A 21,115-nucleotide genomic window follows, 5' to 3' on the forward strand; every position below is an offset into this window, starting at 1 on the left:
GTTCAGATGAAACTTCATGCGTCCGGGGAGGACTACATGGAAACCATCCTTGTTCTCCAAAAGAAACTCGGTATGGTGCGCTCCGTAGATGTAGCCCGGCACATGGAGGTGTCAAAACCCAGCGTGTGACATTCAGTGGCTACCTTGCGGGACGGCGGCTTTCTCACTATGGACGAAGATCACTTTCTCCATCTGACCGATGTAGGCCGCGAGGTTGCCGAAAAAATCTTCGAGCGACACTGCTTCTTTACCGAGCAGCTTATCGCCGCAGGCGTTGACCCCAGGACTGCGGAGGCTGACGCCTGCCGGATTGAACACATCATCAGCGATGAGAGCTTTTCACGGCTGAAAGAGGCAGCCAAACAGGAACAAACCTAAACCAAATAAGACAAGCGATCCTGCCCCGCAAGACGAGGAAAGAAAAAAACCGTTGCAGGGCAGGCAGCTTCGTGCGCCCATAATGGATTTTCAAGGACTGCGGCGGTTTTGAGTACATCAAGGCCGCCGTTCCTTATGCCCCCAACAAAGGAGTGACGACTACACGCTGACACGGCGGCTTTAGGAGGGAGCCGCCGTGAAGCAAAGACAGCTTCGACATAATTCGGCAGGAATTTACCTGTCAAAAAAGCCTGACCGTCAATCGGCCCCCATCTGCTTATGAACAGGCACTATCGTGGCTGGTCTATAAGCGTCATAAGTCCTCTTTTAGCAGCGCCAGCCGCCGTTCTTCGGATGCTGGCGCTTTTGCTTGTCGTTTTTTCGGGAATTTCCCCGAAAGGTGTCGCTCACCGCCTTCATTTCGGTTCACCCGTCAACCCGTGAATCGAAATGGAGGTACATAATGCAGAAGATCAATCTTCGGGAACTGTATACAGACAACCTCCTGCATTATAGAATCCCGAAAACTTCCAGATAATCAATATTATCGGAAGTTTTATGCCGCAATGACCTTTAAGGTTAAACCTCTCCAATTATTACTATACCACGACTTGATTCGGTGGGCAACAAGACATATCAGTATTTTTTCGAAATGCTCTTAATATCTTCCAAGCATGAAAAGCACCCCTGCCAATCTATGTGTCATCGCACATTTCATTGGCAGGGGTGCTTGTGTTTATTGTAGGCTGCTTTCCGTTTTACTGATGCAAATTATCAAATTTGGTGGTAAGTTGGTGGTAAATCCACGTTGTTCCAGTATCGAGCGCCACAATTTCAAACGAAACAAAGCCATTTTTTGCGTTTTACTGCTCAATCGGCTTCATCGTGGGGACAGGTCAAGGAACACGCATGAAAGGCTTTATATTCCATTATAAGCCTACTCATGCGGCTTCCTTTTTGCCCCGTCCGTACGTTACCCTACGAAACTCTCCACAAGTTACCGAGGATTTGGTGTAAAAGTGGTGTAGTGGTTGGTGTAGTACGGCTCAGATGGAAATGCCCAGCTTACCGTTCAATTTTTCAAAGGAATGGGTCTTGGCTTCCTTGGTGGCTTCTGCGTAAATCTCCATAGTCGTTTTGATGTCCCGGTGTCCCATGATGTCCTGAATAATCTTCAGGTTGGTTTCATTTTCACACAACCGAGTGCAGAACGTATGCCGGAGATTGTGGCAGGAGAAAGGCGGCAGCAGTTCGGGTTCGCGCTTCTGCTTTTCCGCTTTTTCCAGTTCGGCTTCGTTGTAGGCAACGCTGATGCGCTTGATAGCACGGTTGACGGTCTGCGGATTCTGCGGCTGACCGAAGCGGTTCAGGAACACAAAGTCCGAGATGCCGTCGATTTCGTACTCACACACCAGTTCCAGCTCCTGCTGGTTGGCTCGTTCCTGCTCCAACACTTTCCGAACTTCGGGCAATATGGGAATTGCCCGTTTGCCTGCGGCAGTTTTGGGCGTGGACATGGTGAAGTAGCAGCCACCGACTTCATGGTCATGGTAGACCAAATTGTGCTGAATGGTAATAAACCCGCTCTCAAAGTCGATGTCACTCCAGCACAGACCCACCGTTTCCGAAATACGGCATCCCGTACCCAGCATGAAGGCGAATATCGGGAGCCAGTGCTGGAACTTCGGCGTTTTCTTGATGAAGGTCAGGAACGCCTGCTGCTGCGGCAGGGTCAGGGCGTGACGCTTGGGCGTTTCGTACTGGTGGGCGGCTTTGATTGCCGTCAGGACACCATCCGTGGGATTCACACGGATGTACTCATCGTCCACCGCCACCGCAAAGACCTGATGCAGAACATTCTGGATGGTTTCCAGCGTGTTCAGTGCCATCTTGCCGTTGCGAACGATGCCGTTATAATAGCTGCGGATATCCGATTTGCGGATGTCCTTGAGCTTCATCATGCCGATCTCATCCCGGACGAACCGATTGTACATATAAACGTAATTGGCGAAGGTATGCTCTTTCAAGCCCACTTTGTTCTTACGCCACAGTTCAAACAGGTCGTTCAGGGTCAGATTGCACTCCGGCATACGGATGCCTTCTGCCAAGTCGTGCTGGATTTTCTCTTCCTTTTCCCGCAGCCCCTCCAAGGTTGCATCATAGATGGTGTGGCGTTTGCCATTTTTCGCCGTCCAACGGTACATATACAGCCCGTCACTCTTGCGATAGGTCTCGCCATCCTTCAAAACACGGCCTTTATTATCTTTTCTTCTCTGCATATAAATCTCCTTTTCGCTCACAAGATGATGAAAAGGAGCCTTACACCACGAGTATACCATGGTGCAAGACTCCCTGCAACATCAAACGGTCAATTTTCACACCGCATCAGATCGAGAATGCCTTATCCAGATATTCGTCCAGCTTACGGCGTTTGATAAGCCGTTTGGTTCCGTTCCAAAGGACGAACTTGCATTCATCGCTATCGGTCATCGACCGCAGTTTATTGACACCGATCCCGGAGTATGCCGCCGCTTCCTCCAAGGTCAGATTGCTCTTTTGCCAGATAGGAACTTCTTTCACTTGCACCTCCACTTCCTTGTAACCGGGTGTCTGTGACCGGGCAGGAAATTTCCAGTCCTGCCCCAGACTGTTCCCGATGGGGTGTCAAATCTCCGAATACTCTCCCTTTGTTCGAGGTTGTGCGGTGGGCTTGTGCGTCTGCTCTGCCTGCAAGCGGTTCAGCAGTTGCAGAACAGAATCCCGTGCTTTTTCCTTGATCTGCTCCTTGCCTTTCTGCCGGACTTCCGGCTTCAGCAGGGCTTCCTGCAAACGGGCAGAGGCGGTCTGCATCGTCTTGAGGAACTTGTTCAGAATACCGTCCAGATGCTTGGCAGTGTACTCCCGTGTAGCCTGTGGTGCTTTGCGCTCCGGCGATAACACCCACTTTTTCGTGTCCTCGATCATCCGCATATCTTCCTTCCGGGTCTCAGTGCGCACTACGTCCGTCACGACCTCCACTGCCTTGTCGTAGGCCGCAGCCGAAACATCTTCCAGCAAGGTCTCCATATCCGAAACTTTCAGGGTCAGCTCGTCCAGCCTGTCCTGCTGGGCGGCAAGCTGCTCCTTTTGCTTGGCAAGGATAAAATCCTGCTTTTCCAGATACTTGCGGTTGCCGTACTCTGCTTCTTCCTCCAGATCCAGCCCATGCCGTTTTGCAATCTCGAACAGCATCTTCCGGCAGGCTGCATCAAAGGTGATCTTGCGGTTATTTCGGCGACTGAGAGACTTGTTTGGGTCAGGCAGGTCGAAGCCCAACGCTTCCAGTGCCTTTTCCTGTTGGGGAGCTAACTCGCCATACTTGTTCTCACAGTCGAACACATGACGCTCGTGGATATGAGGTGTGCTTTCGTCCAGATGCAGCGCCCAGTCCAGCACATGAACATGGTCGCCATACTTGGCTTTGAACTCCTCGATGAACTCCGTGACGATGTTCAGCAAGTCCTCTGCCGAAGCGTGTTCGTCCAGCGTCCCAAGCTGGTAGATAGTCTCCTCCGGGCAGGTCTTGCGGCTGGATAGCAGGTCAGGAATGGAGCGGTTGCGTTCGGTGTGCCGGATCTTGGCGTTGCGCTCGTTCTGCCTTTCGATGAACTCCGAATAGTGGCTCTCGTAGAATTGCCGTTCCACATCCGAGAAGGTTGCTGCCAGATCATTCGGGTTTTGTGGGTCGAGAGCCGAACGGAAGCCATGGAAGCAGTCCCAGTAGATGTTGACCTTGGCTCGTTCGGGGTCGATGTGCTCGCTGTTGGTGAGGTTGAAACTTCGGTCATTGTGTTTGGGGTTATAGGTGCCGTGGGTTCCGGCTCGTCCGTTGTGTCGTGTTAATTTCAGATAAACATCCCTCCATTTCAACATCTTGGCGGGGTGGGTGCGCAGCAGCTTTGCTGCTGAATCTGCCGCAGGCAGTGCGCCAGATAATACCCAGTAGGATATGACGCAAGGCATCATATCACTGGGGCAAAGGACTGCGTCCTCTGCACTCTTGCTCCGGGCAAGCTGTCCAGAAAACAGCTCGTCCGGTTTTTCAGAGGGTCATTTTGACCCTCTGATTTTGGCAAACTGTCAACCTGACACTTTGCCAATACCCCCCTATATGGCGCGTTTTTGGACAATCGCTGCGTACGTGCGTACAAAGAAAAGGCATCTGCCGCGTACGCACGTACGCAGCAAAACGCCCAAGTTCTCCTTTATAGGGGGTCATGCCCGCCAGCTATTGGTGGTAAGGTCGGGCTGCACAAGGGCTTCGATGCCCACAAAGCCCCGGACACGCCGCCCGGACGAGTTGACGATGTTGTTGGTGGATTCCAGATTATACCTGCGCTGGTTGGCGATCAGTGCATCGCTGAACCCTCTGGCCTTGATCGCATTCAGGCTGTTCTCCTCACACCACATCCGGTAGACCTCATACAGCTCTTTCGAGCTGGTGCAGGCATCCGCCTTCAGGCGGATGTAGCCCTCGGATTCGAGGAAATCGAACACATTGTTGTTGTCCCGCTTCACCAGTTCCCGGTTGCGCTTGGCACGGTCGCTCTCGGTGAACTGGAAGCCATTCTTCACCAGCCGCTGCAAGCCCTCAAACGCCCACAGCAGGATGCCCTCGACCTCTGCCGCCATCTTCTCGGCAATGTCCGGGTCGTCCACACGGGAGAGGGGCTTGTCCTTGGTGGTCAGGATGAGCTGACGGCGGTAGAAACCGTCCGAGCGATCATACAGAGCCTGCAGATCGCCGTTGCTGAACGCCAGCAGACGGGCGTACATCCAACCCTGATAGCTCTGCTTGCCCTTGCGCTCCAAGTCCATCTGCCCCTGCGCGGTCACGATTGACTTGACATAGTTGGTCTGGCGCAGGGCTTCCATCCGCATATCGTCGTCCACGCAGAGCAGGGTGTGCTCCAGATCGGCACGGGCAAAGCGGTTCTCCGAGATCTTGCCGATGCTCCCATCCTTCATATTTGTACCAAATAGTTTAGACAGCACCACGCCGATCTGCGACTTACCCTCGCCGCCGCTGCCCTTGATGACCATCATGCGCTGCCCCTTGTTGCTGGGAATCAGGCAATAGCCGATGAACTCCTGCACTGTGGGAATGTCCTCCGGGTAGAGCAGGTCGGACAGAAACCGCAGCCAATGGACGGGCTGGGCGGCTTTCGGGTCATATTTGACCGGGAGCCGGTTGCGGACGATCTCCGGCTTGCCTTCCTGAAAGGTGCCGTCCAGATACAGGGTGCCGTTTGCCAGCGCAATGCGGTCGGTGACGGGTGGGAAGTCCTCCACCTGCGCTGCCAGCTTCAGCACGTCCACGACATTGCTGACTCGTTTGGCGATATTTGCGCCGATATGGTCTCGCAGCATATCGAAAATTTCACAGCGCAGGTTCATGGTGTCTGTGACCCTGCCTTCCGGGGTGAAAAATGCGCCATTCACATAGATGAGCTGGTGGGTGCTGAGAAAATCGTCACAGAAGATAGATTCGTTGAAGAATCCTTTCTTGATCCATGCGGGGGTAAAGTTGTTTCCCATAGGCACACGTCCTTTCTTCGGTGCTGCGGCTTTTCCATGTGGTCAATTTGGTCACATGGATTTTCTCTGCCGCAACAGGTGGATAAACGTCCGTTTTGGGGGTTACGGCTTTTCAATGTGGACAATTTGTCCACATTGATTTCTCATGCCACAATAGATGGATAAACGTCCGTTTTACCTCATGTAGACAAAATGTCCACATGAGGTGAATTGCCGTTCTCCCTGCATGGATTTCCTGCCCCCTTCCGGCGGCGTTTTCCGGCTCTCCTTTTCAGGGTCTTCGCCGTGTATCCCATGCAGACGGTCATGCGGTTTTCAAGGTGCAACAGGCAAAACGGCAACAAAAAAGCCGTCACAAAACAGACCAGCCCTGCCTTCACTTTTTCTGGAAGGCCATGCTAGTCGGTTATGTAACGGCTGAAAGCCAAGATGTTCAGCCCCGTAGGGTCTGAACAAATATGTAAAAATATGTTATATTCAATTGTTGGGATAGATTACCACAAAAATCGAGCCGTGTCAACAAAAAGTTTTGAGAAAACGTCATTTTCGGCAGCTTGCAAGAAAACGCAAGAGGAATTTTGGTAAAAAGATAGAGGACTGGACGGTGCCAGCCCTCTTGACAAGGATTTTTCTATAAAAGGCTAAAATATCCCGGATTGTGCATCGGGTCGGCAATATCCGTAGCGATTACACTGTAAATGTCAATTTATTTGCAATCAACCATTTTGCGTATATTGATATTTGCTACGCTTTTTGTATGATAAACGTGTAATAAATATACTCTGACAGATGGAGGTATGTATGCAGAGGAACAAAGATGTACGGGGAGATTTTGCTGTATCTACCTGTTCGATGGCAGATTTAACTTGCAGCACGCTCTTTTGAGTTGAAGGAACCGCTCTTTATGGATATAATATTGGCAAAAGGGAGAGCGATTTCAGTGAAAGAAACAAGAATTGACTTAAGAACACGAAAAGTATACGATGCACTGATAGAAGCATTTGTAAAACTGCTTGCAGAAAAACAGTTTGAGGATATTACCGTAAAGGAATTGTGTGATTGCGCCCGCACGAGGACAGCAACTTTCTATAATCACTTTTCGGATAAATATGATTTTTTCGCCTTCATGGTTAAAGAGAAACTCAGTTCTTTCATGCTGAGTTCGGACACGATCAATGAGGACGATACATTTGAAAAATACTGCATTTCCATATTAAATAATTCTTTGGATTTTATTGAAGAACATAAACAGATGGCACAGCATATTATGACAGATAGCCTTCTGAGTATTATGATGAATTCTATTTCAAAAGAATTTACAGATCAATTCAGAATCCGTATGGAAAGAGAGCATCTCAGAGATGTTGACCCAGAAATCATAACCCAAATGCTGATTGGTGCGATGTCGCGGTCTGCGCGTTGGTGGATGAATCGTATGTCTGTAACATCAAGGGATGAAATCGTTTCTCAATTTTCGTTGTTCCTGCGTGGCTTTATAAAATCGAGGAGGTAAAGAATGCACAGCATAATATGCAAGGAATCTGGAAACCCTGACGGAATACAGATCATCGAGACATCAATTCCGAGGCCGAGGAAAAATCAGGTTCGGGTCAAAGTTATGGCTTGCGCGTTATCGGTGTCAGACTTTAATCCGTTTTTTGAAAAGGCAGAAACAGGAAAAGTTTCTTTTTTTACAAAAATATTAACCCAGAATAAGCCGTTTGGCGGGGATGTTTCGGGCATCATAACAGAAACAGGAAAAAGCGTAACATCACTTAAAGTTGGGGATGAAGTTTATACATCAATTGGTGTAAGCGGTGGATGCTCAGAATATGTGACTGTGAATGCCGACAGGGTGTTCCGAAAGCCATGTAATTTATCTTTCGAGGAAGCTGCGGCAATTCCAACAGCAGGAATCGTAGCAATGGAGGCTTGTAAAAAAGCTGAAGTGTCGAAAGGAAAAAAGGTTCTGATTTATGGAGCGTCCGGCGGTGTCGGTCAATTTGCACTTCAGATTGCAAAAGCAATGGGAGCGACAGTTACAGCGGTATGCAGTACACGAAACGTGGAACGTGCATACGCAATGGGTGCAGATGAGGTAATCGATTACAAAAAAGAAGACATTGCTGACCGTGGGACGCAGTTTGATGCGATTCTTGGTGTCAACGGCAGTGTGCCGCTTGCAACTTACAAAAAGATGCTCAAAATGGGAGGCACCTATGTAGCAATCGGCGGAAAACAGGCAACAGCGGGTTTGATTTCGCCTATCTATGCGTTGGGCAGTGGAAAGAGGATGACATTTGTTTTGTATGCATTGGCAGTAAACCATGGGCACTTGAATGCACTGAAGGACTTGGCAGAGAAAAATAAAATCAAGCCGTATGTAGAAGCCATTTATCGACCCGCTGACCTGAAAGAAACGTTTGTACAAATCAGCAAAAACCATGCTCAGGGAAAATTTGTTGTAAAAATGGATTTTTGACAGAAAACCGAAAAATCCGGCAGGTACACCATCGTGGGATGGCATACCTGCCGGATTCTGTTTTGCGGGCTGGTGCAGCTACTACACCAATCCGCCTATTCGATTCTTACACCACACCGCTTTGTAAGGCTCCTTTTCGGGAAAACGTCCCAAAATTGGTGTAGTTGTGGTGTAGTACCGCAGATATCGACCGAATTTCGTTTTAAAATTCATCGCATCTGCGTTTTAATTTCGCATTTCACTGCTCAATCGGCTTCATCGTGGGGAACAGCAGCACATCACGGATAGATGCACTATCGGTGAGCAGCATCACCAGACGATCCACGCCGAAGCCCAGACCGCCCGTGGGGGGCAGACCGTACTCCAGTGCGTTGATGTAGTCGTAGTCTACCTGTGCCTTGCACTCGGGCTCCAGCGCCTTGCGCTCGGCCACCTGACGCTCGAAGCGGCCCTTCTGGTCGATAGGATCGTTCAGCTCGCTGAAGGCGTTGCCGTACTCGGTGCAGTCGATGAAATACTCAAAACGCTCAGTGAAAGCGGGATCATCCGGCTTGCGCTTGGCCAGCGGGCTGATCTCCACAGGGTAATCGTAGATGAAGGTGGGCTGGATCAGCTTGTCCTCCACAAAGGCATCGAAGAACTCGGCCAGAATGGCGCCCTTGGTAGGCACCTCGGGCAGTTCCACGTTGTGCGCCTTGGCGGCAGCGATGGCATCTGCATCGGTCTGCCAGTCGTTGAAGTCCACGCCGGAATACTTCTTCACGGCCTCCACCATGGTCAGGCGCTCCCAGTGGCTCATGTCGATCTGCTTGCCCTGATACGGGATGACCAGACTGCCGCAGATCTTGAGGGCAAGGCGCTTGTACAGCTCCTCCACCAGATCCATCATGCCGTGGAAATCCGTAAAGGCCTGATACAGCTCAATGGTGGTGAACTCCGGGTTGTGCTTGGGGTCCATGCCCTCGTTGCGGAAGATGCGGCCCACCTCGTACACGCGATCCATGCCGCCCACGATCAGACGCTTGAGGTACAGCTCGGTCTCGATGCGCAGCACCATGTCCATGTTCAGGGTGTTGTGGTGGGTGTAGAAGGGGCGTGCGGAAGCGCCGATCTCAAACGGGGTCAGGATGGGGGTATCCACCTCCAAAAAGCCCTTCTCGTCCAGATAGGCGCGGATCTCCTTCAGGATGCGGCTGCGCTTGATGAAGGTGTCCTTCACCTCCGGGTTTGCGATCAGATCCACATAGCGCTGACGGTAACGCATCTCGGTATCGGTCAGGCCGTGGAACTTCTCGGGCAGAGGGCGCAGGCTCTTTGCCAGCAGGGTCAGCTCAGTGGCGCGCACGCTCAGCTCGCCGGTCTTGGTGCGGAACACCTCGCCCTTCACGCCGATGATGTCGCCCACGTCCAGCTTTTTAAAGGCGGCGTAGGCCTCGTCACCCAGCTCGTCGCGGCGGACGTAAAGCTGGATATCGCCCTTGTCATCGCGCAGGTGGGCAAAGCTTGCCTTGCCCATAACGCGCTTGGACATCATACGGCCTGCCAGTGCCACCAGCTTGCCGCTGTCGGTCTCATTGGGCAGCTCCTTAAATTCTTCCTTCAGGTCGGCGGAATACGCGTCCTGCGGGAACTTGGTCAGGGTAAAGGGGTCGTTGCCGGCGGCCTGCAGGTCGGCCAGCTTCTGGCGGCGCACCTGTACCTGCTCGCTCTCGGACAGACCCGCAGCGGGGTTTTTCTTTTGCTCTTCCATGGTTACTCCTACTTAGTTTGCAGAATGGGTGATGGCCAGCACGGTGTACTCCACGGTCTGGCCGGTGGGCAGCAGCACTTCGACCTTTTCGCCCACAGCCTTGCCCATCAGGGCGTGGCCCACGGGGCTCTCATCGCTGATCTTACCGTTGAAGGCATCGGCCTCGGTGCGGCCCACGATATCGTATTCCTCGGCTTCGTCCTCGCCGGTCTCGCGGATGGTGACGTGGGTACCAACGGAGACGTTATCCACGCTCAGCTCGCTCTCGTCGATTATAACTGCGTTCTTGATGGTCTGCTCCAGCTCGGTGATGCGGTTCTCCACCAGACCCTGCGTATTCTTGGCCTCGTCGTACTCGCTGTTCTCAGACAGGTCGCCGTGGCTGCGGGCTTCCTTGATCTCTTCAGCCAGCTCCTTGCGGCGGACGGTTTTGAGGTATTCCAGTTCCTCCTGCATTGCCTTCAGACCGGCAGCGGACATCTTGATCTCTTGTGCCATTTGAGAATCTCTCCTTGTTATTAGCTGTATTTCTTTCGCGCAGCCACAAAGCCGCACAGGAATGCCATTTTGACTACACTATTATAATAGCAAGCCGGTGCCTTGTCAACAAAAAAGGCGGCAGTATGGCAGAAAAAAGCGGCTCTTACCGCGCGCCTTTTCCATGCTGTCCCGGCAAGCGAGCTTTCTCCCCTGCCTGTATGAAAATGCGATCCCGGAAAGTCCGCAGACCTTCCGGGATCGCTCTGGCCTCTTTTTACTCAGATAAGCTTTGGCACCTCTGCGGTCAGCAGCTCTGCCAGCCGGGCGTGCCCCTTGCAGGTCAGGTGCATGAAGTCCACCTCGTTGAACTCGCACTCGGCGGCGTCCATAAAGTGCACGCCCTGCCGCTCGGCTACGATGCGCAGCTGCTCGGCGACCCCGCGGGATTTCTCCACGCAGCCTGCGCCCATGACGGCATCGTGGAAGCCATCCTTGATGCAGGGCGGCGCCACCACCAGAATGTTAGGCGCCTTGCCGCCCCAGCAGTCCACGCTTTTCACCTTGAGCAGCAGCCGCTCCATGCCCGCGCCGATGCAGGCAGCGTTTGCACCAAAGCGCTCCTTGACGTCGTTCGTGCCCAGCATGATGATGAGCAGGTCGATGACTTCGTGGCTCTTGAGCAGGGCGTAAGCCACGCTCAGTGCATCCATGGACTCATGCAGTGGGTCCACGAACACGGTAGTGCGACCGGAAAGTCCCTCCTCGGTGACCAGATACTCTTCGCCCAGCGCCTTTTGCAGGCGGCAGGTCCAGCGCTCGTCCTCGTTGAAGCGGATGCCGTGGTCGGCACAGTCGTTGGGGTCGGCGCAGTAGCCGTGGGTGTTGGAATCACCCAGACAGAGAATATGCTTTTTCATAACCAAATCACTCCTTTTCCATCGTCTGCCGGAAGTAGTATACAGCGCCCACCATCCCGGCGTCATTGTGCAGCTGCGCGGCACGAATTTCCAGCCCCTCGGCAAAGGCGGGCATGACTGCAGCCTTTACCTTGGCGGCAATGGGCTCGATGAGCAGCTTCTGCTGGGCAGACACGCCGCCGCCGATCAAGATCAGCTGCGGGTTGAAGATATGCACCATGCCTGCAAGCCCCTGCGCGATCTCGTCCGTCCATGCGTCCAGCAGCGCCAGCACGGTCTCGTTGCCCGCCTCAGCGGCGGCAAAGATGACGCGGCCATCCCTCCATGCCGGGTCTTTCTCCTGCGCGGCGCGCACCAGTGCGGTGGTGGCGGCGTAGCGCTCCCAGCAGCCCTTTGCGCCGCAGGTGCAGTCCACGCCGTCCAGCGCGTGGGTGCGGTAGTGGCCAAGCTCGCCGCCCAGACCCCGCGCGCCTTCCAGCAGACGGCCTCCGGTCAGGATGCCGCCGCCCACGCCGGTGCCCAGCGTCACGCCGATGACGTCCGTATAGCCCTTTGCACCGCCGACCCACACCTCGCCCAGCGTCATGCAGTTGGCGTCGTTGGCTACCGTGACCGGCAGACCGAAGGTCTTTTCCAGCTCTGCCTTGATGGGTGCGCCGATGTAGTTGGGCAGGTTGCCGCAGGTGCCCGCCACGATGCCCTTGCGGCTGTCGATCTGCCCGGTGGCAGACACGCCGATGCCCGCAAGGCTTTCCGCCGGGACGCTCTGCGCGGCAAGGAATGCCTGTGCAGCTTTCAGCACGGTGGTCAGGATGGGGGTGCGGTAGCCGTCAAAACTTACGCTCTCCTCGGCTTTCGCCAGCACCGCGCCGGCTTCGTCCACAATGCCCAGCTTGACGGCTGTGCCGCCGATGTCAATACCAAGATAGTGTTTCATAGCCGCCACTCCCCCGTATTATTTCTTTGCGGCGTTGATGGCACCGATAAAGCGTGCGGTGATCTCTGCCGGGCGGGTAATGGCACCGCCCACCACCAGTGCAAAGGCACCGGCTTCCAGCGCCTTGACCGCCTGCTCCGGGTAGTGGATGTGACCCTCGGCAATGATCTTTGCCGGGCACTCTGCGGACAGCTTGCGGATGAAGTCAAAGTCGATATCGTCAATGCCGGTGGTCTCGGGGGTGTAGCCGCGCATGGTAGTGCCCACAAAGTCGGCACCTGCCTCGGCGCAGAGCATGGCGTTTTCAAAGTTATCGCAATCGGCCATCACCAGCTGCTCGGGGTACTTTGCCTTGATGGCGCGGATGAACTGCGCGGAGGTAGAGCCGTCCGGGCGCAGCGCACCGGTGCCCTGCACGGCAAGGATATCCACGCCGCAGGCCACCAGCTCATCCACTTCCTTCATGGTGACGGTGATGTACATGGGCGTGCCGGGGTAGTCCTTTTTGATGATGCCGATGACCGGCAGATCCACCACCTGTTTGATCTGGGTAATGTCCCGCACGGTGTTGGCGCGGATGCCCACAGCGCCGCTCATGGCGGCAGCCTTGGCCATCAGGGGCATGACGCCGCCCTCCTTGGTGTACAGCGGCTCGTGCTCCAGTGCCTGACAGGACACGATAAGCCCACCCTTGATCTGTGCAAACAGCTTTTCCTTATCCATGGTCTTACTCCTCCATTCTGATCTTGACAACGGCCTTGCGCACGCTGACACAGCCGTGCTGTACAAGGCCGGGTTTATGCAGCTCCTCCGGGAAGAACAGTACAAAGCGTCCCTCGCCCAGTGCACCGGTCACTACACTGGCGCTGGCCTGAAAGCCGCAGTCCCCGGTAAATTCTCCGATCTCCGCGCCGGGCACAGTGGTGTAGCCCCAGCCCTCGCTGCCGGTAAGGTCTACCTGTAAATCAGCATAAAGCTTGTGGTACTCCGGGTGGTAGCCCGCGTCCGGGTGCAGGGTGGCATCCATCAGGTTGATGAACACCTTATCGCCGTCCACCTCGGTGCGTCCCAGCGGCAGGGCGGCAAGGTCGTGGGTAAGCAGATAGTCAATGGCGGTATCCAAGTTGGGGTGCAGTCCCCTGTACCGGCCAAGATGCTGCAGGGTATCGCAGATCATTCGCGTTTCCTCCAATAAAAGAAGCGCCCGTCTCCCCTCTGAAAAAGAGACGGAGAGGGGCGCTTTTATTTTGTTACAGCTTTGCGATGGCAGCTTCGATCATGGCCTGTGCCTCGGCAACGATGGGCTCATCCTCGGGGATCAGGCCGGGCATCGGGGCGCGCACACTGCCCAGCTCCAGACCGTACATCCGGCGCAAAATCTCCTTTTGCACCGCATACAGGTTGCCGTGGGCAGAGCACATCTTGTAGATGATGCGGTTGGCCTCGTACTGGATGGCGCGTGCCTTTGTGATCTCGCCCTTTTCCAGATGGGCGTTCATAGCCAGATACAGCTCCGGCATTACGGCATAAGTGCCGCCGATGCCGCCATCTGCGCCGATGACGCGGCCGGAAACGAACTGCTCGTCCGGGCCGTTGAACACCACAAAGTTGCCCTCGCCGCGGGCGGCAATACCGGCATCCTTGAACATCTGGATGTCCTGCGTGGGCATGGAGCTGTTCTTCACGGCCACCACGTTGGGGTTCTTCAGCATCTCGTTCAGCAGGCTCATGGTCAGCGCCGTGCCTGCCAGCTGCGGGATATTGTAGATGACGAACTCGGTGTTGGGAGCCTCAGCGGACATATCGTTCCAGTACTTGGCAATGGCGTATTCCGGCAGGTGGAAGTAGATGGGCGGGATGGAGGCAATGGCGTCCACGCCCACGCTCTCGGCGTGACGTGCCAGCTCCATGCTGTCGGCGGTGTTGTTGCAGCCGACGTGGGCGATCACGGTCAGCTTGCCCTTGGCTTCGCTCATCACGGCCTCCAGAACGGTCTTGCGCTCATCGACGTGCTGGTAAATGCACTCGCCGGAGGAACCGCCCACATACACGCCCTTGACGCCCTTGGCGATCAGGTGGCGGGTCAGCGCCTTGACGCCCTCCACCGAAATGTTGCCCTCTGCGTCATAGCAGGCGTAAAAGGCAGGGATGACACCCTGATATTTTTTGATATCTTTCATGGGTCTATATCCTTCTTTCTGTAAATTTTAGCCCTTGACCGCACCCATTGCGATGCCCTTGGTGAAGTACTTCTGGAAGATGAGGAAGATGATGATGATCGGCACTGCGGCCAGTGCGGCACCGGCCATGATCAGGCCGAAGTCGGTGCTGTTCTCTGCCTGCAGTTTTGCAATGCCCAGCGAGATGGTCAGGTTGCTGGTGCTGGACAGCATGATCAACTGCATGAAGTAATCGTTCCAGCTGTTGATGAAGGTAAAGATGGCCAGTGCGCCGATACCGGGCTTGACCATGGGCAGCACGATCTTGACAAAGGTGCGCGCCTCGCTGGCACCGTCGATACGAGCAGCCTCCAGCATTTCGGTGGGGATGCCCTCACTGAACTGCTTCATCAGGAACACGCCGAACGGCCAACCCACGATGGGGAAAATGACCGCCCAGATGGTGTTGTACAGGTTCAGTGCGCTCATCTCACGCAGCAGGGGGATCAGGATGACCTGCTTGGGCAGTGCCATGGCGCAGACAATGAGGGTGAACAGCAGCTTGCGGCCCACAAAGCGCTTTTTTGCCAGCGCATAACCGGCCATGGCGGCGGTCAGGCAGGTAAGGATCATGGACATAACGGCCATGAACACGGTGTTGATCATCCAGCGGATGGCGGCGGGTGCCATGGGGCCTACTGAGAAGTAGACAGGCTCGCCGTTGGCGCTGAACTTGGAGCCGAAGGGCACAGCCAGCTGCCACAGCGGGGCACGTTTCCCGGCAAACAGTTTCTGGTAGTTGGTCAGCACCCACTGGCTGGGCCACCACTCGGGGGTAGTGGCATTGATGGCGGCACCGGTCTTGAAGGAGCCGGTGATGATCCAGTACAGCGGGAAGGCGAACAGCACCGCCATGATGCTGATGAGGATGATGGCCAGAATGGTGTAGGCGCTCATCTTTTTCAGTTTACTGGGATGGCGCTTCAACGGTTTTTGCTTTTTTGCAGCAGTTGCACTCATTGTTCCGCACCTCCTTAATTATCCTTGTTGCCCATCTTGAACTGGACAGCAGACAGAATGGCGATGATCACCGCCAGCACCACGCCCATGGCGTTGCCGTAGCCGTACTTATACTGCTTGAAGGCGGTGTAGTAGATGTAGTACATAATGGTATCGGTCTTGTGGTTGGGGCCGCCGGAGGTCAGCAGCTGGATCAGTGCAAAGCACTGGAAGGAGTTGATGGTGGTGATGACCAGAATGTACAGGGTGGTGGGCATAATGGCCGGCCACTTGATCTTCCAGAAGCACTGGAAGTCGTTAGCGCCGTCCACCTCGGCGGCTTCCACGATGGACTGATCCACGTTGCCCAGTGCCGAAACGTACAGCACGATGGGCTGGCCCACGGAGGTAGTGAGCAAAATCAGGATGATACAGCCCAGTGCGAACCGCTCGTCACCCAGCCAGTTGATGTTTTTGTCCAGAATACCAAGGCTCTTGCCCAGATAGTTGAAGATGCCGTAGTAGTTGTTGTACATCCACTTCCACACCACGGTAACGGCGACAGAGCCGGTGACCACGGGCAGGTAGAACACGCAGCGGAAAAGGCTGGTGGCCCACTCCGGCAGATCTACGATGGCGGAGGACACCCACAGCGAGAAGATGCAGGTGATGGGCACCGACACAATGACGATGACGAAGGTGTTCTTTAATGCGCCGAGGAAGATGGGGTCGGCAAACAGGGTCTTGTAGTTTGCCATACCCACAAAGATATCCGCGCGGTTCATGGTGGAGTCAAAGAAGCTGGTCACCACGCAGAGGATCATGGGGTAGATGACGAAGCCCAGAAAGAAGATCAGGCTGGGCAGCAGGAAGCAGTAGGAGGCGAAGGTTTCGCGCCGTACCAGCGCACTGCTGCGTTTGGGCTCTTTCATTGCCGTCTTTGCAGCCAAGAGGATCACCAGACCTTTCGTTTGAGAGTGTTTTTTCCGTAAAAAGGCCCCTCCCTCACCCGGAGGAAGGGGCCTTGCGGTTCAGCTGTGATGCAGTTCAGAAAAAGTAGCGTTTATGCCTCGGCAGCAGCGGCTGCGTTTGCGTTGTCCACGAAGGTCTTGACGGCAGTCTCGACGGCCTCGCCGGAGCCCACGCGCTGCAGCATGTTCCACCACTCGGTACGGGCAGTGGTCCAGCCCGGGGTGATCTGGTAGTAGTCGCCCAGATAGCCCATGAACTTGCTGTACTCGCTCATGACCTCGTTGCCGGCGTAGATATCGCCCACGCTGGTGCGGACGGGGAAGTAGGTGGAAGCCAGCACGCTGTCCTTGACCTGAGCGGGGTCGGCAGCAATAAAGTCGATGAAGGTCTTTGCAGCCTTGATCTTGGCCTCGTCGCCGTTATCAAAGATGCCGAAGCCCCAGATGCCGCCGCACAGCTTCGGGTCGCCGCTTTCGGTGGGGAATGCCATGGGGAAGATCTCGTCGCCGCTGATGGTCTGGCCTGCGGCAGCGGTGTCAGCGTTCAGCTGCTGTGCAATGTTCCAGCAGAAAGCCATCTGCAGGGTGCCGTTGCGGAACAGGGTGATCTCTTCGCCGCCGTTGATAGAGGGATCAAAGTTGACGCCCTTTGCATCGTACAGAGCCTGAATGGCCTTGATGTTCTCGGCAGAGTCGGCGGTGTACTTGGTGTGGGCTGCATCGGTAAAGGTGCCGCCGTACATATTGTTGATGATGGCGCGGGTGCCCTGATCACCGCCCTGACCGCTGCAGTAGATGGCTGCCACGTTCTCGTAGCCGCCCTTGTACAGTGCGTCCACGGTGTTCAGGAAGCCCTCGGTGCTCCAGGTGTGCTTGTCGGTATCAATGTACTGGTCAGCGCCCACTTCCTTGACCTTGGTCATGTTCACGGCCATGCAGTGTGCGGTCATGCACAGGGGATACTCGTAGTAGTCGCCCTTCTCGTTGTGGCAGGCGGACTCCACAGAAGCGTAGATGTCCTTCTTGGCATCGTCGGTCCACAGATCGTTCAGCGGAGCCATAACGCCCTTGGCACCCCAGTTGGCCACCAGACGCTCGGGGCCTTCCATGACCAGATCGGGTGCGCTGCCGCCCTCGATGGCGGTGTTCACCTGATCGTCGCCGTTGGTGTAATCCAAATACTCCACGGTCACCTTGATGTCGGGGTACTTTGCGTTGAAGCTGGAGATCAGGTTCTGGACGGTCTCGTCATTGCCCCAGCCGCCGATGGGGTATGTCCACAGCTTGATGCTTGCGCCGGTGCCGGCTGCACTTGCAGCAGCAGAGGAAGCAGTGGAGGAAGCAGCAGTGCTGGTGGAGGAGGAACCGCCGCAGGCGGCCAGTGCACCGGCAGCGCCCAGAATACCGGCAGCCTTCAGGAAGGAACGGCGGGAAATGCAGTTTTTCATGGTAGATTCTCCTTGTTCATCTTCTTCGACCCATCGGGGGATCGTACTCCGTTTTGCGCGTAGCGGCTGCTCGTGTCCGCAGCCGTTGTTTGTAACCTAATTATAGAAAATTATTTTCATTTTGTCCATTCATTCTTTTCATAAATTTTCATTTTTAAACCCAGCAGCCTGCACAAAATTGTGGGATATCAGAAAAAGCACAATATTTTCATCCACTTCACTTGTCAAAATAGTTACAAAACGGTACACTTTCCCCCGTTGCTTTGAAAATTGCTTTCAGTTTCAAAATTGCAAAAATGAAAAGCATTTTCACGATTTGAATCGTTTTTTCCAAAAAAACTGTGCCCTCTGCACAGAACCGGCGGGTAAAATGTGGTCATTACGCCTCTTGCACAGCGGCGCAGTTTCTCTTATACTTTTATATAAGAAGGTAAGCACGAACACGGCACCGGCACCCGCCGGCGGCCCAAGTCAGGAGAGGGAAGAATGTCTACAAATTTTTGGGAGCTGCTGCAGCAGCATCAGGGCGACCTGACAAAATCCGGCCGCACGGTGGCGGAATATCTGGTGCAGCACGCTGCGGAGGCACAGTATCTGTCCATATCATCGCTGGCCAGAGAGTGTCAGGTGGCCGAGGCCACGGTGTTCCGGTTCTGCCGGGCGCTGGGCTTTGAGGGCTACCACGAAATGCGTATTGCGCTGGCGCAGGCCAATGCCACCGGCGTGCTGGTAAATCAGCAGGAGCCCGCCCCAGACGCCGACACCGCCACCCTGTGTGAGCACGCCTCGGCGCTGTTCATGACCGCCATCAACGGCACCCAGAACGCCCTTTCGCCGCAGGCGGTGGAGCAGGCGGTGGCGCTGCTGCACAGCGCCCGGCAGGTATTCTGCATGGGACAGGGCGGCAGCATGGCCGCCGCCAAAGAGATCTGCGCCCGGTTCGCCTGCATCACCAACAAGTTCCGTGCCACCGCCGACAGCCACATGCAGGTCATGGCTGCCAGCCTGATGACCGAGCAGGACGTGGTGCTGTTCGTCTCTTACTCTGGCGCTACCCGGGACCTGATGGAGACCCTGCGCACCGCCAAGGCCAACGGCGCAAAGATCATCCTGATCACCCACTACGAGGACTCCCCCGGCGCAAAGCTGGCAGACGTCGTGCTGCTGTGCGGCGCACAGGAAAGCCCGCTGGACTCCGGCAGCATCCCCATCAAGGTGGCGGTGCTGTATGTGGCCGAAGTGCTGGTGCTGCGGTATATTCTGGACGATAAGCCCGGCAGCACCGAAGCGCAGGAGCGCACCACCGAGGCGCTGGCCGTAAAGCTGCTTTGAGCATCGACCTAAAATAGCAGGGATAACGGAGCATCCGCGGATGCTCCGTTATCCCTTTTTACACAATCATAACCCCGCGTGAAAACGCGGGGTTTGCAGAACGGCCCCATAGGGGCCATAATACCAGCCGCGCCTAAAGGCGCACAATGAGCGACGTCAACCGCACACTGACGTCGCTTTTACTTTCTCATACTATCTGTAGGCACTTCTGGCGAATCGTCGTCATCGAAATCAGCTACATTCTTGAATGGATCTTCGTATTCCTTGAAGCTCAACTGGTCGCACGTCTGATCGTTGAACTCTTGTTCCTGAATGTATTTGCGGATCTTGGCTTCATTTCCACCTACTGTATTTACGTAATATCCTTTCGCCCAGAACACTCTCCTTCCGTATTTGTATTTTAGGTTTGCATGTCGCTCGAATATCATGAGCGTACTCTTCCCTTTGAGATACCCCATGAAATCTGCTACGGCAAGTTTGGGCGGTATCGACACAAGCATATGGATATGGTCTGGCATCGCGTGTGCTTCTATTATCTCTACATGCTTGTAATCGCATAGTGTCCTTAGTATTTTTCCAATATCTTTTCTTAGCTTTCCGTATATCACTTTCCTGCGATATTTCGGTACTAGCACTATGTGATATTTGCAATTCCAGCTCGTATGTGATAAACTTTTCTCGTCCATATGGATGAACCTCCTTTTGCTTTAGTATGCGGTTGGCGTTACCCGCTTCTAATTATAGCAAAAGGAGGTTCTTTTTCTACCGTTTCAACGCTACGGCTCTATTCTTCCACAAGCATAGCTTGTGGTTTTCTATATGAAAAAAATCGGTCAGACCCGTAGGTCTGACCGATTTTCAGTTTATCAATATTTTTCAGCGCTATACGCTTAGTCGCGGCGGCGGCTGTTGAGACCCAGCAGACGCACCACATACAGGAAGATGTTGATGAAGTCCAGATACAGCGTCAGTGCGCCATAGATGGAAGCCTTTTCCGCCAACTCGCTGTCCCCTGCGTAGTAGGAGTACATCTGGCTCAGCTTCTGGGTGTCGTAGGCGGTCAGCAGCATAAACACCACCAGACCGATGCCGGAATACAGCACCGTGCCCATAAAGCCCATGCCGAACAGCAGGCCGACGAAACCGGTGATAAGCAGCGCAAACAGTGCCATCATCAGTTTGGGGCCCCAGCCGGACAGGTCTTTGTGGGTGGTGGTGCCGTAAACTGCCATCAAGCCGAAATACAGCGAGGTGGCAAGGAAGGCCAGCACCAGCGTGCCCACTTCAAAAGCAAGGAAATAATAGCTCAGCACCATGCCGTTGAGCAGGGCGTAGCCTAAAAACACGCCTCTTGCCGCGCCCACGGACATATTCTGTACCCGGGCGCTCAGCACGAACACCAGCGCCAGCTCGGCAATGGTGAACAGCAGGTACAGCGAATTGACCACATAGAACAGCGGGGTGGTAGCGGTGACAAAGGCCGCTGCAAAAGTGACCAGCAGTCCCAGCGCCATCCAGCGGTAGGTGCGGGTCATATAATCAGCCGAGGTCATTGTAGGCTCTGCATAGCCACGGTTGTAATTGTTGTAACTCATCTGGGTTCCTCCAGTCTATTCTGCCGGAGCATTTTTCTCTTGCTCCGGTCTACGGAATATAGTATACTGCATAGAAATGAACGTTTCATG

19 protein-coding genes and 1 pseudogene are annotated in these 21,115 nt (G+C 54.5%); 4 read left to right on the plus strand and 16 right to left on the minus strand.

The genetic code is table 11. From position 1 onward, the window contains the following. Positions 1-6: 6 nt before the first annotated feature. Positions 7-378, plus strand: a pseudogene (locus MTP36_RS12985) (metal-dependent transcriptional regulator). A gap of 1,046 nt (positions 379-1,424) precedes the next feature. Here MTP36_RS12985 and MTP36_RS12990 read toward each other — a convergent pair. From MTP36_RS12990 to MTP36_RS13005, 4 genes are all read right to left on the minus strand, one after another. Then, positions 1,425-2,657, minus strand: a complete 1,233-nt coding sequence (locus MTP36_RS12990) for a tyrosine-type recombinase/integrase (RefSeq protein WP_249251207.1) — start codon at positions 2,655-2,657, stop codon at positions 1,425-1,427. Between the two features lie 106 nt (positions 2,658-2,763). Next, on the minus strand, positions 2,764-2,958 hold the full coding sequence (locus MTP36_RS12995; protein WP_249251208.1) for an excisionase: 195 nt from the start codon (positions 2,956-2,958) through the stop codon (positions 2,764-2,766). Between the two features lie 84 nt (positions 2,959-3,042). Then, positions 3,043-4,383 (minus strand): hypothetical protein, encoded by a 1,341-nt coding sequence (locus MTP36_RS13000; protein WP_249251209.1) that lies wholly within the window; start codon positions 4,381-4,383, stop codon positions 3,043-3,045. Positions 4,384-4,632: 249 nt separating this feature from the next. After that, positions 4,633-5,955 carry a DNA primase family protein gene (locus MTP36_RS13005; RefSeq protein ID WP_249251210.1) on the minus strand — a complete coding sequence of 441 codons (1,323 nt, stop codon included), beginning with the start codon at positions 5,953-5,955 and terminating at the stop codon, positions 4,633-4,635. Positions 5,956-6,859: 904 nt separating this feature from the next. Between MTP36_RS13005 and MTP36_RS13010 the strand changes: the two genes are divergently transcribed. Next, a complete protein-coding gene (locus MTP36_RS13010) occupies positions 6,860-7,468 on the plus strand; it encodes a TetR/AcrR family transcriptional regulator (RefSeq protein WP_249251211.1) in 609 nt (202 codons plus the stop codon). A 3-nt stretch (positions 7,469-7,471) separates the two neighbouring features. After that, positions 7,472-8,437 (plus strand): NAD(P)-dependent alcohol dehydrogenase, encoded by a 966-nt coding sequence (locus MTP36_RS13015; RefSeq protein WP_256466520.1) that lies wholly within the window; start codon positions 7,472-7,474, stop codon positions 8,435-8,437. A gap of 238 nt (positions 8,438-8,675) precedes the next feature. Here MTP36_RS13015 and lysS read toward each other — a convergent pair whose 3' ends face one another. The 10 genes from lysS to MTP36_RS13065 form a co-directional block, all read right to left on the minus strand. Then, positions 8,676-10,187 carry a lysine--tRNA ligase gene (lysS, locus tag MTP36_RS13020; RefSeq protein ID WP_249251213.1) on the minus strand — a complete coding sequence of 504 codons (1,512 nt, stop codon included), beginning with the start codon at positions 10,185-10,187 and terminating at the stop codon, positions 8,676-8,678. A 12-nt stretch (positions 10,188-10,199) separates the two neighbouring features. Next, positions 10,200-10,685 carry a transcription elongation factor GreA gene (gene greA / locus MTP36_RS13025; protein WP_055186361.1) on the minus strand — a complete coding sequence of 162 codons (486 nt, stop codon included), beginning with the start codon at positions 10,683-10,685 and terminating at the stop codon, positions 10,200-10,202. A 260-nt stretch (positions 10,686-10,945) separates the two neighbouring features. Beyond that, positions 10,946-11,584: a GDSL-type esterase/lipase family protein gene (locus MTP36_RS13030; RefSeq protein ID WP_097779270.1), complete on the minus strand. Its 639-nt coding sequence runs from the start codon at positions 11,582-11,584 to the stop codon at positions 10,946-10,948. Positions 11,585-11,591: 7 nt separating this feature from the next. Continuing rightward, positions 11,592-12,521, minus strand: coding sequence for an ROK family protein (locus MTP36_RS13035; protein WP_249251214.1), 930 nt, complete (start codon positions 12,519-12,521; stop codon positions 11,592-11,594). A gap of 18 nt (positions 12,522-12,539) precedes the next feature. Then, positions 12,540-13,244, minus strand: coding sequence for an N-acetylmannosamine-6-phosphate 2-epimerase (locus MTP36_RS13040; protein WP_249251218.1), 705 nt, complete (start codon positions 13,242-13,244; stop codon positions 12,540-12,542). A gap of 4 nt (positions 13,245-13,248) precedes the next feature. Then, entirely contained in the window at positions 13,249-13,698 is a 450-nt protein-coding gene (locus MTP36_RS13045; RefSeq protein WP_249251220.1) for a YhcH/YjgK/YiaL family protein, read from the minus strand. A gap of 73 nt (positions 13,699-13,771) precedes the next feature. Next, on the minus strand, positions 13,772-14,701 hold the full coding sequence (locus MTP36_RS13050) for a dihydrodipicolinate synthase family protein (protein ID WP_249251225.1): 930 nt from the start codon (positions 14,699-14,701) through the stop codon (positions 13,772-13,774). 27 nt (positions 14,702-14,728) lie between these two features. Next, positions 14,729-15,700, minus strand: a complete 972-nt coding sequence (locus MTP36_RS13055; protein WP_249251226.1) for a carbohydrate ABC transporter permease — start codon at positions 15,698-15,700, stop codon at positions 14,729-14,731. A 14-nt stretch (positions 15,701-15,714) separates the two neighbouring features. Continuing rightward, complete coding sequence (locus MTP36_RS13060; protein ID WP_249251227.1) at positions 15,715-16,611, minus strand: carbohydrate ABC transporter permease; 897 nt, start codon at positions 16,609-16,611, stop codon at positions 15,715-15,717. Positions 16,612-16,742: 131 nt separating this feature from the next. Next, positions 16,743-18,098: an extracellular solute-binding protein gene (locus MTP36_RS13065; RefSeq protein ID WP_249251229.1), complete on the minus strand. Its 1,356-nt coding sequence runs from the start codon at positions 18,096-18,098 to the stop codon at positions 16,743-16,745. A gap of 486 nt (positions 18,099-18,584) precedes the next feature. Here MTP36_RS13065 and MTP36_RS13070 point away from each other — a divergent pair, with 486 nt between their 5' ends. Continuing rightward, positions 18,585-19,430 carry a MurR/RpiR family transcriptional regulator gene (locus tag MTP36_RS13070; protein ID WP_249251230.1) on the plus strand — a complete coding sequence of 282 codons (846 nt, stop codon included), beginning with the start codon at positions 18,585-18,587 and terminating at the stop codon, positions 19,428-19,430. A 179-nt stretch (positions 19,431-19,609) separates the two neighbouring features. Here MTP36_RS13070 and tnpA read toward each other — a convergent pair whose 3' ends face one another. Further along, positions 19,610-20,116 carry an IS200/IS605 family transposase gene (gene tnpA, locus MTP36_RS13075; RefSeq protein ID WP_249251157.1) on the minus strand — a complete coding sequence of 169 codons (507 nt, stop codon included), beginning with the start codon at positions 20,114-20,116 and terminating at the stop codon, positions 19,610-19,612. Positions 20,117-20,320: 204 nt separating this feature from the next. Then, positions 20,321-21,025 carry a Bax inhibitor-1/YccA family protein gene (locus MTP36_RS13080; protein ID WP_097779264.1) on the minus strand — a complete coding sequence of 235 codons (705 nt, stop codon included), beginning with the start codon at positions 21,023-21,025 and terminating at the stop codon, positions 20,321-20,323. Positions 21,026-21,115 lie beyond the last annotated feature (90 nt).

It is taken from the genome of Faecalibacterium sp. I4-1-79 (genome assembly GCF_023347235.1).
GTDB lineage: Bacteria > Bacillota > Clostridia > Oscillospirales > Ruminococcaceae > Faecalibacterium > Faecalibacterium tardum.